Origin of the sequence: Vagococcus sp., from assembly GCF_052102835.1 — a bacterium.
Classification (GTDB): domain Bacteria; phylum Bacillota; class Bacilli; order Lactobacillales; family Vagococcaceae; genus Vagococcus.
Genome location: NZ_JBQEIL010000002.1, coordinates 359,410 through 376,024, shown reverse-complemented (window position 1 = coordinate 376,024; position 16,615 = coordinate 359,410). Strand labels below are relative to the sequence as shown.

General features: G+C 35.5%; 17 protein-coding genes. 1 reads left to right on the top strand and 16 read right to left on the bottom strand.

What is annotated here, in order from left to right:
* Positions 1-207: 207 nt before the first annotated feature.
* From ACTJFD_RS03815 to opp3b, 9 genes are all read right to left on the bottom strand, one after another.
* The gene (locus tag ACTJFD_RS03815; protein ID WP_442259768.1) at positions 208-570 is read right to left on the bottom strand and encodes a hypothetical protein; all 363 of its coding nucleotides are present in this window, start codon (positions 568-570) and stop codon (positions 208-210) included.
* A gap of 93 nt (positions 571-663) precedes the next feature.
* On the bottom strand, positions 664-1,032 hold the full coding sequence (locus tag ACTJFD_RS03810; protein ID WP_442259767.1) for a CvfD/Ygs/GSP13 family RNA-binding post-transcriptional regulator: 369 nt from the start codon (positions 1,030-1,032) through the stop codon (positions 664-666).
* A 95-nt stretch (positions 1,033-1,127) separates the two neighbouring features.
* Complete coding sequence (locus ACTJFD_RS03805) at positions 1,128-1,712, bottom strand: peptidylprolyl isomerase (protein ID WP_442259766.1); 585 nt, start codon at positions 1,710-1,712, stop codon at positions 1,128-1,130.
* Positions 1,713-1,726: 14 nt separating this feature from the next.
* Positions 1,727-2,362, bottom strand: coding sequence for a uridine kinase (udk, locus tag ACTJFD_RS03800; protein WP_442259765.1), 636 nt, complete (start codon positions 2,360-2,362; stop codon positions 1,727-1,729).
* Between the two features lie 166 nt (positions 2,363-2,528).
* The gene (locus ACTJFD_RS03795) at positions 2,529-3,074 is read right to left on the bottom strand and encodes a recombinase family protein (RefSeq protein ID WP_442259764.1); all 546 of its coding nucleotides are present in this window, start codon (positions 3,072-3,074) and stop codon (positions 2,529-2,531) included.
* Positions 3,075-3,422: 348 nt separating this feature from the next.
* Positions 3,423-4,364, bottom strand: coding sequence for an ABC transporter ATP-binding protein (locus tag ACTJFD_RS03790; RefSeq protein ID WP_442259788.1), 942 nt, complete (start codon positions 4,362-4,364; stop codon positions 3,423-3,425).
* A 12-nt stretch (positions 4,365-4,376) separates the two neighbouring features.
* The gene (locus ACTJFD_RS03785; RefSeq protein ID WP_442259763.1) at positions 4,377-5,429 is read right to left on the bottom strand and encodes an ABC transporter ATP-binding protein; all 1,053 of its coding nucleotides are present in this window, start codon (positions 5,427-5,429) and stop codon (positions 4,377-4,379) included.
* Positions 5,430-5,440: 11 nt separating this feature from the next.
* Entirely contained in the window at positions 5,441-6,469 is a 1,029-nt protein-coding gene (locus tag ACTJFD_RS03780; RefSeq protein ID WP_442259762.1) for an ABC transporter permease, read from the bottom strand.
* Positions 6,469-7,413 carry an oligopeptide ABC transporter permease gene (gene opp3b / locus ACTJFD_RS03775; RefSeq protein WP_442259761.1) on the bottom strand — a complete coding sequence of 315 codons (945 nt, stop codon included), beginning with the start codon at positions 7,411-7,413 and terminating at the stop codon, positions 6,469-6,471. The genes ACTJFD_RS03780 and opp3b overlap by 1 nt, the downstream gene beginning before the upstream one ends.
* A gap of 95 nt (positions 7,414-7,508) precedes the next feature.
* Here opp3b and ACTJFD_RS03770 point away from each other — a divergent pair, with 95 nt between their 5' ends.
* Entirely contained in the window at positions 7,509-7,850 is a 342-nt protein-coding gene (locus ACTJFD_RS03770; protein ID WP_442259760.1) for a DUF3899 domain-containing protein, read from the top strand.
* Positions 7,851-7,926: 76 nt separating this feature from the next.
* On the opposite strand, the gene ACTJFD_RS03765 is transcribed toward ACTJFD_RS03770, so the two are convergent.
* From ACTJFD_RS03765 to ACTJFD_RS03735, 7 genes are all read right to left on the bottom strand, one after another.
* Positions 7,927-9,609, bottom strand: coding sequence for a peptide ABC transporter substrate-binding protein (locus tag ACTJFD_RS03765; protein ID WP_442259787.1), 1,683 nt, complete (start codon positions 9,607-9,609; stop codon positions 7,927-7,929).
* A 280-nt stretch (positions 9,610-9,889) separates the two neighbouring features.
* Entirely contained in the window at positions 9,890-10,255 is a 366-nt protein-coding gene (locus ACTJFD_RS03760) for a DUF956 family protein (RefSeq protein ID WP_442259759.1), read from the bottom strand.
* A gap of 31 nt (positions 10,256-10,286) precedes the next feature.
* On the bottom strand, positions 10,287-11,231 hold the full coding sequence (locus tag ACTJFD_RS03755; RefSeq protein ID WP_442259758.1) for a PTS system mannose/fructose/sorbose family transporter subunit IID: 945 nt from the start codon (positions 11,229-11,231) through the stop codon (positions 10,287-10,289).
* A 24-nt stretch (positions 11,232-11,255) separates the two neighbouring features.
* Positions 11,256-12,050 (bottom strand): PTS mannose/fructose/sorbose transporter subunit IIC, encoded by a 795-nt coding sequence (locus ACTJFD_RS03750; protein ID WP_442259757.1) that lies wholly within the window; start codon positions 12,048-12,050, stop codon positions 11,256-11,258.
* A 15-nt stretch (positions 12,051-12,065) separates the two neighbouring features.
* On the bottom strand, positions 12,066-13,025 hold the full coding sequence (locus ACTJFD_RS03745; protein ID WP_442259756.1) for a mannose/fructose/sorbose PTS transporter subunit IIA: 960 nt from the start codon (positions 13,023-13,025) through the stop codon (positions 12,066-12,068).
* A gap of 19 nt (positions 13,026-13,044) precedes the next feature.
* Entirely contained in the window at positions 13,045-13,542 is a 498-nt protein-coding gene (locus ACTJFD_RS03740) for a mannose/fructose/sorbose PTS transporter subunit IIB (protein WP_442259755.1), read from the bottom strand.
* Between the two features lie 153 nt (positions 13,543-13,695).
* A complete protein-coding gene (locus ACTJFD_RS03735) occupies positions 13,696-16,539 on the bottom strand; it encodes a sigma-54-dependent transcriptional regulator (RefSeq protein WP_442259754.1) in 2,844 nt (947 codons plus the stop codon).
* Between the last annotated feature and the right edge of the window lie 76 nt (positions 16,540-16,615).

Sequence of the window (16,615 nt, the reverse complement as noted above, 5' to 3'; positions counted from 1 at the left end):
AACACCTACACATTTGGTTCGTCTTACTTTGTTCAGTTTTCAAAGGTCTAAACTTCGTTGCCTTAACAACTCAATTAGTATATCAATTGTTTTATTGTTTGTCAACAAGTTTTTTAAAAAAATATTTTATTTTCTCTCAAAAACATTTGTTTTAGCAACGGAATTTATTATAGCACAGACACAAATAACAAATCAAGCTTTTTTTAATTAAAAAAAAGGAACACCTGAAACACTTACGTTTTCAAGCACATTAACTCTAACTGTTGAAGCATCTTTCCAATAAAATGTTTCTGTTAACTCAGTACTGTCCACTTCATTTAAGCTAAATACAAAAAGGGGCATCGAATGATCTTCAGATAAAATATTAGTTAACTCAACAAGTTCCATTTCTTTCGTGTTCAATTTAACTAAATTTCTCAATTCTTTCAGGATACATGCCAAGCTTGTAAATTTTGAATCAATAGGAACCATTAAAAAATTCATATCTCCACTTTCTTCTTTAACTAAGAATTCTTTTTCTCCATTTTGTTTATTCAAAATGACTGTACCAGCTACCATAGCCTCTGACAACATAATCCACCTCTTATTAATAGTTAGTTTATATGTACTTCATAATAAATTATGACACTGAGACTATTCTATCATCTTTTCTGAAAAAATACATTATTTTTCCACTGTTTCTTCAAGTGCTTCTTTAATCCAATCATTCAATCGCTCTTCAATGCTTAAAAAACCAATCTTTTTCTTACGATTTGTAAAATATTTTTTTTTCTTAAAGTTTACAACTGATGTTGGTTCACTTAATACGCGTAACGACAAACTAATTTTTTGAGTATATTCATCAATATCAATTATTTTAACCGTAACTTTATCGCCTACTTGTAATTCCTCATTTATATTTTTTATAAAACCATGCTTAACTTCTGATACATGAATTAAGCCTTGTGTTTCTGCATCTAATGAAACAAAAGCACCATAAGGTTGAACCCCTGTAATTTTCCCTGTAATAACCTTCCCTATTTGGTAGTCCATCCTTCACACCTCTCTTCTATTTTTCTCTTTCAATAGTTTAACACAGAAAAATAGAACATGGCGAGATTTCTCACACCATGTTCTATTTTTTTAATCTATTTTTCAATTGTTACTGAATTGATGATGATATCTTCTTTTGGTTTATCTTGAGAATTACGTTTAACCGTCGCCATTTTATCAGCAACATTCATTCCTTCAACAACTTGACCAAAAACGGTATGTTTAAAATCTAACCAAGGAGTACCACCTTCTTTATAAGCTTCAATAATCTCTTCTGGAAATCCAGCAGCTTCTAATTGTTGTATCATGTTACTAGGTACATTTTGATTCTGTACAATGAAAAACTGGCTACCGTTAGTATTTGGACCGGCATTAGCCATTGATAATGCTCCTCTTATATTGAATAACTCTCTTGAAAACTCATCCGCAAATTTATTACCATAAATACTAGTACCGCCCATACCTGTTCCTGTAGGATCGCCACCTTGAATCATAAAATCAGGGATAACACGATGGAAAATCACGCCATCATAATAATTTTTTTCAGCAAGTCCAATAAAGTTTTCAACTGTTTTAGGTGCTTTTTCAGGAAATAGAGCAATTTTGATATCACCTAGCGTCGTGTGTAGTGTTGCAAATGTTGTTGCTTCTTCTAATGCTAACTGTGGAAAGTCTGTCATCTTTATCTTCTCCTTTATTTATCTTCTAAAATACTTTTTACTTTAGTTGTTAATAAATCGATAGCGACTTGATTTTCGCCACCTTCTGGGATAATTACATCCGCATATTTCTTCGTGGGTTCAATAAACTGGTGATGCATAGGCTTAACAACACCCAAATATTGCTCAATCACCGAATCTAACGAACGACCTCTCTCTTCCATGTCTCGTTTAATCCGACGAATAATTCGGATATCATCTTCTGTATCGACATAAACCTTAATATCCATCAACTCTCTTAAACGCTCATCTTCTAAGATTAAAATCCCTTCAACAATAATAACCTCTTTAGGTTCTTGATGAATGACTGCAGAACTCCTAGTATGTGCTTCATAGTCGTAGATTGGTTTATCAATTGCTTCATAAGAAATCAATTGACGGAGATGCTCGATTAAAAGATTGGTATCAAAAGCTAACGGATGATCATAATTTGTATTCAACCGTTTCTCAAATGATAAGTGACTTTGATCTTTATAATAGGCATCTTGTTCAAATAACAAAATAGAATGATTAGGCAGTGTTCTTAAAATTGCACGACTGACGCTCGTCTTACCACTTCCTGAGCCACCCGTTACACCGATAACTATCGGACGCTTGTCGGTTACTTCCATTTGTATCCCTCTCTTATATAAAATATCCTTCTTTGATATCCTACTCTATCTTACTACTTCATTCAAGGAATATTACCGTTTTTGTGGCAATATACTAAAAAACACATAAATAAAAGAGTGCATCTTTAAAAGACGATACAATCCATTTATTTATGTGTTACGGTCACTATCTTTCTTGAACGTACTTGTAAGCAGTTCCTAAAGAGATATTACATTCTTCAGCAATTTGACGAAGTGTATAGCGATTATTATTATACAGATGTCTAATTTGTTCGATTGTTTCTTTCGAAATTTTTGGTCGCCCACCCACACGGCCATTCTTACGAGCTTCTTGTAAACCTTTTGTTGTCCTCTCGCGAATAATTGTTTTTTCCATCTCCGCAATTTTTAAAATCATCTCTAAATAAACATCATCATCGATTGTTTGATAAGCCGTGCCCTTTTCTTTTACGATTAATTTTATGCCACGTTCTTTAAGATCTTGTAAAAAGTCAGCTAATTGAATAATCGATTTACCTAAACAACGTAGTTCATGGATCACTAATTGATCGCCAGCTTCTAAAGAATTGACAACTTGTTTTAAATTCATATCAATCTTCAAATCGGAACTGTCCTTTGGTAAGTTAATAACTTCTAATTCTTTAAGTGACGCGATTTGCTCTGTCACATATTCTTGATTACTTGACGCATAGATATAACCTATTTTTTTCATAATGTTTTCCCCCTTAATAAACTACAACGGCATTCCCATTGCCATAGATACACTATACATACCTTACAAAAAACCCGCCTTATCAAAAAATTCGTAAGGTTATGTAATTTTTGATAAAAAAATACCTATTTATGAAATGCATCTATAAAAATAACTGTCAATTTTTTTTGTCTTTTTATAATTTATCATACTTTAGGTAATAATCAAGCCCTTCTAGTTTATTTTTTTCAAATAAACAACGATAAAAGAACTGCAAGAGCAAAAAAAGGACGTTATTAAAAAACATGAGAAACCAAGCGTTATTATTAAAAAATACTTAATAATACTTGGTTTCAACAAATTAAATAACTACGAATTTTTCTTTTTGGCTAATTTTTCTTGATAGTCTAAAACTTCATCTTCACTACAGTAAACATAATGTTGATTACCAATATCGCGCAACTGACGCTCTTTATCATCCGGTAGAGCAGGTTTATAAGATATTCGTTGACGTGTTCGTTCATAATCAGGATCTGGCAATGGAATCGCAGAAAGTAAACTTTCTGTATAAGGATGAATTCCATAATTATAAATTTCTTCACTCGTTCCTACTTCCACTAATTTTCCAAAATACATAACACCAATTCGATCACTTATATATTTAACCATTGATAAATCATGGGCAATAAATAAATAAGTTAGTTTTTCCTTTTCTTGTAGTTCTTGTAATAAATTAACAACTTGAGCCTGAATAGAAACATCTAAAGCTGAAATGGGTTCATCACAAATAATAAATTTTGGTCTCACTGCTAACGCACGAGCAATCCCAATCCTTTGACGTTGCCCCCCTGAAAACTCATGAGGATAACGCGTTCCATGACTTGGGTCTAACCCTACAGTCTTAAGCAAATCATTGACTTGTTTTTCTCTATCCTCAGCACTTGTCGCTAACTTATTAACATCAATTCCTTCTGCAATAATATCTTTTACTTTCATCCTAGGATTAAGTGAAGCATAAGGATCTTGGTAAATCATTTGCATTTCACGTCGGAAAGCTGATAACTTTTCTCGACCTTTTATACTGGAAATATCAATTCCATCAAATTTTATATCGCCACTTGTTGGATCATATAAACGGATGACGCTTCGTCCAGTTGTTGATTTACCACAACCAGATTCACCTACTAAGCCAAAGGTTTCACCCTCATAGATATAGAAACTAATATCGTCTACAGCTCTGACTTCATCTGCACGTCCGACATTAAAATATTGTTTCAAATGACTAACTTCAAGTAATTTTTTCTTTTCTATTGTTGTCAAGTGTTATTCAGCTCCTTTCCATGCACGATGTTTTTCTTTAAATATTTCCCAGCGTCTTAAGACTTCTTGTGGTGGTGTTACTTCCGGAGCTCCTGGTGCTAATAACCAAGTCGCTGCTTTGTGTGTTGGGGATACTTCAAAGAATGGTGGTGCTTCTTCAGTATCGATTTTCATTGCATATTGATTACGCGGATAGAATGCATCGCCACTCGGAGGGTTTAATAAATCTGGTGGTGACCCGGGAATAGCATATAGCGTATCCTCTGCAGTATCGAGCGTTGGCATTGAACTTAACAAACCCCATGTATATGGATGCTGTGGATTATAAAAGATGTCATCAGCAGTCCCTATTTCAATAATTCGACCACCGTACATTACCGCAACACGATCGGCAACATTGGCTACCACTCCTAAATCATGTGTTATGAAAATAATCGAGGTCTGAATTTTTTGTTGAATGTCTTTCATTAATTCGATAATTTGCGCTTGGATCGTCACATCAAGTGCCGTTGTTGGTTCATCTGCAATTAAAACTTCTGGATAACAAATCAAAGCAATTGCGATAACAATCCTTTGACGTTGACCACCCGAAAACTGATGCGGATAATTTTTTAATCGTTTTTCGGCATTAGGAATCCCTACTAATTGCAATAACTCTAACGCACGCATTTTAGCGTCTTTTTTTGATATCTTACGATGTTTTAATAATGATTCTGCCACTTGATTACCGATATTCATTGTCGGATCTAGTGAGGTCATAGGATCCTGAAAAATCATCGCAATATCTTTCCCACGAATAGATTGCATCTCTTTTTCTGATTTATGGTTGACATTTTCACCTTTAAATAAAATTTCTCCAGATTCAACATTGGCGTTATTCGCAAGTAATCGCATAATTGCTCGTGTGGTTACTGATTTTCCAGAACCTGACTCACCCACAATCGCTAATGTTTCTCCTTTACGTAAATCAAAGTTAACTCCTCGGATAGCATGAACTTTCCCAGCATAGGTGTCAAACGAAATATTTAAATCTTTAACTTCTAATATTTTTTCCATGAACTCACCTCCTAATCTTTCATTTTCGGATCAAAAGCATCTCTTAATCCATCTGCAAGTAAGTTAAAACAAATCATGATAACGGATAAAGTAATCGCTGGTGCCCACATCAAGTGAGGCAAGTAACGGAATGTTTTATAACCATCACTCAAAAGCATCCCTAATGAAGCATTAGGTGGCGTTAAACCTAAACCAATAAAACTTAAAAAGGCTTCAAAGAAAATCGCTGATGGAATACTAAACATCATTTGTACTATAATAACACTTGAGATATTTGGCAAAATATGTTTTTTCGCAATTGAGATGGGAGATTGCCCCAGTGTCGTTGCGGCTAACACATATTCTTGATCTTTAACTTTCATCGCTTGTGCCCTGACAATCCGAGCCATTGTAATCCAACCTGTTACAATCATCGCTAAGATAATGGATAACATCCCAGGTTTAAAAATTGTTAACATTAAAATCATTACAACTAAGTTCGGGATTCCTGATAAAACTTCAAGAATCCGCTGCATGACGGTATCGACTCGTCCGCCTTTCATCCCTGATACTAACCCATAGATCACTCCAATCGATAAATCTAGAAATGCAGCAACGAAGGCGATAATTAATGACATTCTTGTTCCCATTAATAAACGAGACAACTCGTCACGTCCTAAGCCATCTGTTCCTAAAACAAAGTAAGTATCTTTGGGCACTCGGGCTTGCTCATATTTATTAACACGTTGCCCGCCTACGACAGCTGTTCCATTGAAACCATTGATAGAAACACCTGGAATTTTTGGTGGCAAATTAATATATTTCGCATTTTGTTTTGTTGGATCATGTGGTGATATCCAAATGGAACCAAAAGCTAAAAGCGTCACAATGCCTAAAATAACTAAAGAAATCACTGCGCCACGATTTTTTTTCAAACGACGCCAAGAATCCTGCATAAAGGTCAGCGATGGTGCACTAATTTTTTCACGATCTAAATTATTATCTATAGAAATCGGTTCAAAACTATCTTTTGGTAAATTCTTGATATCTAATTGTTCCATCACTCTACCCCTCCTTCAGTCACACGTATTCTTGGATCAACTAATCCATAAAGTAAATCAACAATTAAAATGACAACAACTAGCATTGCTGAGAATAATATCGTTACCGCCATAATCGTTGGGTAATCATTCGTTACAATTGATTTTACAAATTGCTCACCAATTCCAGGAATAGCAAAGATATTCTCAACAACAAGAGATCCTGTCATCAAAGCGACAGCTAATGGGCCTAATAAAGTAATCAATGGGATTAAGCTATTTCGTAAACCATGACGGAAAACGACTTGCCAACGGCTTAAACCTTTCGCTTTGGCTAGCTCAATATAATCACTACTTAGAACTTCCACCATCTCTGTTCGGATAAACCTTGCCGAATCCGCCAACGGAGACATCGCTAGCGCTAACGTCGGTAACACGGTCGAAGCAAATCCTTGGTCCCATTTAGCGATTGGAAACCAACCTAATTTTATTGCAAAGACAAACTGTAATAAAACAGCGAAAACAAAGTTAGGAATCGACCGCCCTAAAATGGCGACCATTGTGGAGGTCGTGTCGACCCAGGTATTCTGTTTCATCGCAGCAATTGCTCCTAAGATAATCCCTACCACCGTTCCGAAGATAATGGCCTGAATTCCTAACTGGACAGACGGACCTATTCGATCGCCTAACAATTTAGAAACGGGTTGGTTTTTAAATTGAAAACTCGTGCCAAAATCACCTTTTAAGATATTTCCCATATAAATTCCATATTGTTGAATAACCGGTTTATCTAATCCCGATTGTTCATTTAAAATTTCAATCTGCTCTGGTGATAATTTCTCTTGATTCGCATAAGGAGAACCAGGTAATAATTTCATCAAGAAAAAAGTCGCTGTTGTGATTAACCACAACGTAATAATCATAAAAAAGACACGCTTTAAAAAATATTTTGCAAAACTGCCCATGTTTTCATCCTCCTTTATTCTTCTTTTGACATCTTGTTTTAAATGACTTAAAGTTAATTTAGTTCTCATGACACTTTAATGAAAGGAGCATTCCCTTGAAACAACTTACAAAGATTGGAATCACTTTGATCCTTGCTCTGATTGCCATTCCTTCATTTTTTTTGATTAATCAAAAAGAAATGACTTGGACTAACTTTTCCAACGGATACTTTCTTTTGGCCTTAGCCTTTTTAATCATTGGGATTGGGATCCTTGTATTATCTTCTGGATTTTTCGATCTCTTTCAAAAACAAATGAAACAACTATCCTTCTTAAGACGGAAAAACCAACCTAAAGAATATATTCCTTTATCACAGGTTTTTGAAAAAAAACCAATTTACTGGCTTGTCGTTGGTGGAACCCTTCTCGTCATCTCACTATTGCTGTTACTTTTTTAAATAAAACAAAAGATTAAAAACCTTTGCAAGTGAAAGCGTCGCAGGTTTTTAATCTTTTGAGCTTTTTACGACTTGTTTACTTCACTTTATATGTCCATTTGTAGTCAAATTGTGAGCCGGCTGGGTGAGAAACAATCCCTTTCACCTTATCTGAACGTAAGTGAGCTTCTGCATCTTGGATGATTGGGATAGTTCCCATGTCTTCCGTGATAATTTTTTCTGCTTCAATCATGTCATCCCAACGTTTTTCTGGATCATTGGCATTCGTTGTTGACGCAGCATTTATTTTTTCATCATACTTTTCATTTGAGTATTTACCTCGGTTATATGAGTTTCCTGTTTTAAATAAATCTAAGAAACTACTTGGATCAGCGTAATCAGCAATCCAACCACCTAATACGGTACTAAAATCACCCTTGTTTGAACGATCTAAACGAACGGAGAATGGCACAGGAGCAACTTTAACTTTCAAGCCTTTTAATTCATCCTGTAACGAACCTTGCAAGAACTCAATCATCTTCTTAGTAGAGTCTGTATCAGAAGCTAAGATTTCAATTTCAAATTCATCTTTGCCTAATTCTTTTTTCGCTTTTTTCCAATGTTCTTTAGCCTTCGCTGAATCATATTTCAAATCGCTTCCGGCTTCATCTACGAAATCTTTATCCGTTTTTGGACTCTTAGAAATATCAGCTGGCACTAAACCTTTTGCTGCCATTGAACCATCTGCTAAAATGTTATTAACTAAAGCATCGCGGTCAATTGCATAAGAGATTGCTTTTCTAAAGTTTTCATTTCTAAATGGTGAATCTTTATCAGATTGATTTAATTCTAAGTAACGTGTTCCCGCACGTTTTTCAGTGATATAATCTGGATCATTGGCTTTTTGCTGCGCTAACTCACCACTTAAGATAATATCTTCTGCTTTACCATCTTCATAAAGGTTTAAACTCGTTGATGCTTCCTTAACAACTGAAACCTCCACTTTATCTAATTTTACAACATCTTTGTCCCAATATTTATCATTTTTCTCATAAGCCCAAGTTGTATCACTACCAGGACCATCAAAATCTGCTAAAACGAAAGGTCCATTATAAACCGCTTTTTCACTTGTTGTTGTGTATTCTTTACCATATTTTTCAACGATATCTTCACGCTGAGGTAAATAAGTTGAGAAAGCCAATAAATAATCAAAATAAGGCGTTGGTTTTTCTAATGTCACTTCTAACTCATAATCACCAACCGCTTTGATTCCTAATTCGCTCTTATCTTTTTCACCCGCAACAATCGCTGCTCCATTTTTAACGGCATCATGTAAGTAAGCATACTCAGAAGCTGTCTTAGGATCAACGGTACGTTGCCAACCATAGACATAGTCTTTCGCTGTTACTGGTTTATCATCTGACCATTTAGCGTCTTCACGTAGTTTAATTTTATAAGTTAGACCATCTTCACTAACTTCTGCTTTTTCAGTTGCCCCAGCAGGTTCTGGTAACTGATCTTTACCTAAACGATAAATTCCTTCATAGACATTATTTAAAGCCACTGAGCTAATAACGTCTGTACTTAAAGAAGGATCGGCTGTGGGCATTTCTTGTTGAACGTTAACTGTAAAGATTTGCTCATCCGCTAACTCTTCCTTACCCGATTTTTTCGATGTCTCTGTTGCGCCTTTTCCTTCATCTGTACCTTTATTCCCACCACAAGCTACTAGACCTAAAGCCACTGTACATAACAATCCTGCGTATACTAATTTTTTCATCTTCATTTAGGTACCTCCCTTTATTGTTGGACACTTATTTTTCTAAATTAAAATATAATTAGAATATACTAGATATATTATATGACTTCTCATCAGATTGCAACCATTTTTATATAATTATTTAATTTAACAACCATCAAACGTTTACAAAGCTTATCATTTAAAGGTTTAATATTAATTAATTTTATTCTCACTTTACTTACAATTCATCATTTTAAATTAATTTACTCTCATTTAACAAAAAAGCTATCCTAAAATTTAGGATAGCTTGTTTCTCTATTTAACGCTTAAAACGGCGTTTAAATATTTTTTTTATATTACTACTTGCAACAACCATTTGTTCTTTTTTCAGATAATGACGCATTGCTTTCAACAACTCTTTCGAATCGTTTGTAACAAATTCTAGCACTTGCTTTTTATCTGTTAGAATTTCAAAACCTCTGATATACTTTCCCTTAAAATAAACCTGAGCACGTATTTGTACCACGTTTTCCCAAGGAACTTGAATAAATCCAACTCCATCGCCGGCTCGAAACTCAATACCATTATTTCCAATCGCCATGACCCCCGCCTTAGGCAATAATGGATTTAAAAAAGCATTAGCTTTCGCAGCATAATCAACGGTCTTATTCAAACTGTCTACCATTCGGTTCACTCCATTCTAATTTTCATTTATTTTAAGCAAAAACACCAAAGTAGTAGCCCACAATTCCTACCAAGAATAAACCAAATATAATTGTAATTGGATTCACTTTTTTCTTAAGTAACCACATACAAACTAACGTTAAAACTAATGGCATTAAACCAGGAAGTAATTGATCAAAAGTATCACCTAATGTTGAAACTTTTTCAGGGTTCACATTTAAGCCACCATTGATTTGATTAACAACATCACGAATAGCATTAACATTTAAATCGCCATTATTAGCACCCTTTACAAGTCCACTAAAATTAACTAATGATTTTTTATCCACTTCAACTCTAGTTAAAATCATTGGGAAGTTCATCGTAGTCCAACGCGGAACTAAAACACCCATAATAAACATCCCTAAAATAGAGGCACCTTGCGTTATTTTTTGCATCACACCGCCACTTAAATCTTGAGTGATATTTGACCCTTGTCGGTAACCAAGTTCTTGAGTATACCAAAGGAAAGACATTCGAATAAGATTCCATACTAGGAAGAATACAATCGGACCTAAGATACTCCCTTGCGCTGCTAGAGAAGCCGCAAAAGCTCCTAAGACTGGACGTAACGTCGCCCAAAAGATTGGATCACCAACACCAGCTAGTGGTCCCATCATTCCAATTTTAACTCCTTGAATAGCAGCATTATCAATTGCTACTCCACCGGCTCTTTCTTCTTCTAATGTCAAGGTTACTCCTAAAATAGGAGCGGCAACATAAGGATGGGTATTAAAAAATTCCAAATGACGTTTAAGTGCTTCTGAACGTTCCTCTTTTGTATGATATAACTTTTTCAAAGCTGGGATCATGGCATATGCCCAACCCACATTTTGCATCCGTTCATAGTTCCATGATGCTTGTAAAAACTGACTTCTCCACCAAACGGAAAGACGATCTTTTTTAGTTAATCTTGTAATATTTAATTGTTCTGTCATTGTCTTTTCTCCTCCTCATGCTTTTTAATAATCATTTAAAATATCATCTAATGGATCGCCACCACTTGGACCAGATCCACCTTGTCCCCCACCATTAAATTCTGGTGCGAGTTGAATATAGATTAAAGCCAAAGCTAAACCGATTAACCCCATAGCAATTAAATTCAGTGAAGTTACTGCCGCTAATGCAAAACCAATCAAGAAGAATGGCCAAACTTTAGGGGTTGCCATCATATTAATTACCATGGCATAACCAACGGCCACGATAAAGCCTCCAGCTACTGCCAATCCACCCGTAATCCAATCTGGTATTGCATGTAACGCACCTGTGACAACACTTGCTGGAACAGCAACAATAATGGCTGCCGGAATCGCAATCCGTAATCCCTGTAAACACAATGCAATCATGTGAAACATTTCGACTCCTCTAAAAGAGCCTTCTTGCGCTTTTCTATCCGCACCATGTGCTAAACCAACAGTGATTGAACGAACAAAAATAGTTAAAACTTGTCCAGCTACTGCTAAAGGAATAGCTAACGCAATCCCTTCTTTGATATCTGCACCCTTCATTGTTACTAAAATAGCAGCAGCAACAGAAGCTAAGGCTGCATCCGGAGCAACAGCTGCCCCAATATTCATCCAGCCTAGGGCAATCATTTGCAGAGCGCCCCCTAATATAATTCCTTCGGTCAATTGACCTGTTACTAACCCAATTAGAGTACAAGCAATAATGGGTTGATGAAACTGAAATTCATCTAAAATACCTTCAACCCCTGCGATAAAGGCTACTATTACAACTAAAATTACTGATAAGACCATTTTTTTCTCCTCCTTTTATTTTGCTAAATTAGCTTTTTTCAAAAGTTCCCAAAGATTTTTCGAAGAATCGTTCGGAACTTTACGAACATCAAAGGTAATTCCCTTTTCTTTTAAATGTTCAAAAGCTTGGATATCTGTTTTATTCACAGATAAAACATTATTCACCATGACTTTTCCTTCAGAATGAGCCATCGAACCAACGTTAACTTTTTTGAGTTCAACCCCTAAATCAACTGCGCGAGCGACATCTTCTGGATTTTCAAATAAAAGCAAAGCTTTTGTTTTACCAAAACGCGGATCATCCCAAATTTCAGCTAATTTATCAATTGGAATCACATTCGCTTTTACTCCCGGAGGAGACGCTTGGGTAATCAACGTTTTTCTTAACTCATCTTTAGCCACGTTGTCACTTACTACAATAATTCGAGTTGGATTGGTTGTTTTCGTCCATGCAGTTGCCACTTGACCATGTAACAGACGTGAATCAATTCGCGTCAAGACGACTTCCATTTTTCCCTTTGTTGGCAAAGCACTCGTTTGAACGTTTTTTTCTTTTTTAACAGGACTTACTTTTTCCAATGCTTCTGGTCTAACTTTCACACCTTCACGAGCTGTTTCTAAAACATGTGCCGCAATTTCCTGAGCAGAATTCATTGATAAACGTGAGGCGTATGCTTCAATTAACATTGGCAAATTCAAACCGCTTACAATTGCCCACTGCTCTTTATGTTCTTCAAATAAAGTATTCGCTTGATTAAATGGTGTTCCTCCCCAAAGATCAACTAAAAATAAAATTTCCTCTTGATTTTCAAAGCTTTGAATAGCTGTTTCTATTTTTCTTTTAACATCTTCTGGCCCTTCACTTGGCATCAAAGTAATTGCTTGAACATTTTCTTGCTCGCCAAAAATCATTGTTCCTGACTGCATGATTCCTTCAGCAAATTCACCATGACTAGCTAAGATTATTCCTACCATGTTTCTACCTCCTATTTTTTTAAATTAACTTTTCTTTTTTTAATAATTGCATCAAATCAATTGATTGATCAGCGACTACTTTTCTAATCTCAATTGGAATACCTTGATTATGTAAATATTTAAAAGCTTCAATATCTTTTGTATCGACCGCCACAGCATTCGTTATCATTTTTTTACCCGTTTGAAAACTCATCCCTCCTACATTAATTTCAGTAATTGGAATGCCTTGTTCTGTCACACGCCGGACATCTGATGGATTTGTAAATAATAACATCACTCTTGCTTGACTAGAAAAGATTCGGATATCTTTAAACGTTTCAATCAGTTTTTGTACCGGAATAACATTCACCTTCACTTCAGGTGGTGCTGCTTGAGTCAGTAATAATTTTCTTAACTCATCTTTGGCAACCTCATCACTCACCACAATAATTCGATTGACTTTACTCTGCTTGGTCCAGACCGTTGCTACCTGTCCATGAATCAACCGATCGTCAATACGAACTAAGCATACCTTCATACGTTCTCCTCCTTTTATTATTTCAGATAACAACACCTTCACTTTATATAAGCAATTAACATGCCACATTATTATAACGTTTCAAAACAGGACCTCTACAACGTTTTTGCTTATAAAAAAACACAGTAAAAGATACACTATGAAGTGTATCTTTTACTGTGTATCACTCTGATTAAGGATTGTATTCTTTATAAGTTCATACGTATAAAATAATTCACCCTGGGTAAACTCCACTTTAATGATCTCATTTAAAGCTGTTAAAGCTGGTAATAAACGCTCGTAACCTCTCATCTCGTCAAATTCTTTTTGCTGTTCCCTTGTGATTGTTAAACTATCTTGTCGCAACGTTCGTTCGATGGAACCTGCTAAGTGCATGCACAAATTAATATAGAAAGAGGGTTCTTCTTTCAATTCAAACAGCTGAATTACTTTTTCTCCAAATTGCCACAAAGGAGGCAGTATTTTATCAGGATTGATAAAAGTATAACTCGCCTGAATGTACTCTTTACAAGCCCGTTGCGCTTTTTCCATTGTTAAAACAGGATAAGTCATCACAACTTGACGTTCGACAATTTTTTTAATCGTTGCTTGTCCCTCTGTCGAAAATAAACTTTCCATTGGAATAAAAGGTACCTCTAAATCGGGTTTAGCAATTCCGGTGGTCGCAATGATTTCATATTTTTCACTAATTTTTTTTATTTTTTCAGAAGCTTCTAAAATCGATATTGGAAAAACAGTGATTTCAATTTTCAAACTATCTTGAATAAAATCATCCAGCAATTCCTTCATACGTTGTGCCGTGCCCTGTCCTGAAGCACAGATTGCAACAATTGCTTTTTTAGGCTGATTTTGAACCAAAGTAACATCAACTTGTTCATCAATTGCTGTATAACCATGAAAATTAGTCAAAGATTGATATAAATTTTCAAGATTAGTTTCTAATAACGAGCCCTTACGCGCTGCTTCTAATACCGTTGCTGTCGTCACCATATCAACCGTTCTCACTTTTACTCCTGTTTGAACTTCAATATCTTCAGAAAAAGTCCCCAATGAGCCCATATCAACTAAAAGAAGAACTCCACTTCCTTCATCAACAGCTCTAACTTCTTTAATTATTTTTTCTTTCGCGACTTGCGGTGTCATCTCTAAAGGCATATCCACACTTCGTAAATGTTGAACATCCAATAGTTTTGACACCACTTGTACCATACTACTTGCTGTGCTAATTCCATGACAAGCGACAACAATACCTATTTGACCACTCGCTTTATTTTCACGCAACGAAACTAAAAGAACCGTTAAATAATGAACCTCAGACTCTGGAATTTCAATCGTGTGATTTGCTTCAATAATTTTTTTTATGCCTTGCGCAACTTCTAATTCCCTGGGATAGTGTTTAACCATTTTAGCAATACTTTCATGATCTTGATTCATGTTTGTTTTTCCTCTTTTAGTCCGAATTAAAAAAGCACTGATATGCAAGCCTATTGCATATAAAAAATTAGTTTGAAAATCATAAGCTAATTCTTTTCTTGAAAATTCATAAATTTTACGAGTTGTATCAACCATGGTTTGGTCCATAATTTCTAATAATTTGCTATCCGTATCGAATGTAAATCCATGATTACAGTAAAATGATTTTAGATGGACATTGATATCTGTTGAGATAAAATGGTTAATTGATTCTTGATTAAATCCTTCTTCTTTAAGCAAGGCTGCTTTATCTCCAATAATATCATATAAATTATAAGGTAATTCATAAGGGTCCGTGGTAAACGGGTCCGTCGAATCATTGGGGGAGATTACCATTTGTGGACTTAGATAATGAGACAAACTGACTAGTTTTTCTCGATTACGCCCAAGTTTCATTAGGCCCTCTTTGATTGAATCATTCAACTCATCAATCGTTATGATCAGTTCCGCTTGCTCCATATGATTTAAAAATGCTCGGGCCGTAACCAATTGAACATTTGATTTTAACTGCCCGACATTTCCGTAGGTCACACTCCCAATCAAGGCTTTAACCACGTCTTCTGTTAGAATAATTTTACGATTAATTCGCTTCGCTTCAAGGGACATCATCACTCTGACTAAATCAATTTTTTCTTTTTCAGGACGATCATTAAAATTAGGTAATTGGATTGTGATCGGAATTCGACGGACAAAAGTATTTAATAAAGCCGAACTTGGATCTTCCGTCGTCGCACAAATAATTCGAACGGCTGCTTTTCGATTTTTCGTTGTTTCTCCCAACTTAGCAAAGAGACCGGTGTCCATAAAATAAAAAATCATTTCTTGCCCTTCAGGAGGTAACCGATGAACTTCATCTAAGAATAAGAAGCCGTTATCAGCTAAACTCAATAAACCTTCTTTTTCTTCTGACGCTCCAGTAAAGGCGCCTTTAACATGCCCAAATAAATGGCTCATTAGTAGCTCTGGATTATTAGCATAATCGGCACAATTGAAAATCACCATTTCTTTGCTTGCTTCAACGACCTGATGTTGTTTTGCAAATTGAAACATTGTATGTGCAAAATAAGTTTTCCCTGAACCGGTGGGGCCAACAATCAAGCAGTTTAATCCTTTAGGTGGATATAAGATTGACGCTTTGGCTTGTTCGACAGGGTTTTTCATACTCCCATGAAACCCAATAATCCGTTTAAACGTATCTATATTGAGAACATCACGTTCTTCTGGTAATCCCACTGTTTGGTTAGATAATGGTGTTGTTTCAAGATAGCTAGGCACATATTTACTCAAAGGAGTATGACGACGGATTGACTTACAAAGGTACCTCACCGGACGACCATCTGACTTATCTAAAACGCCCTCTTTAACCAATGTATTTAGATCTTTACTTGCATTACTTCGTTGGATTGCTAATTTTTCAGAAACGTCTAGAGTCGTCACCCCCGATTGACTATTTAATTCATCGATTTGTAAATGAGCGGTCATTTCTTTGACTAGCTCATACACACGGTCAATCCTTTTTTTCATTTTTATCCCTCCAAAGAACCTTGCATTTTCTATAGTGTATCAAAAAAAAGATACTCTTGTACATAAAAAAAAACGT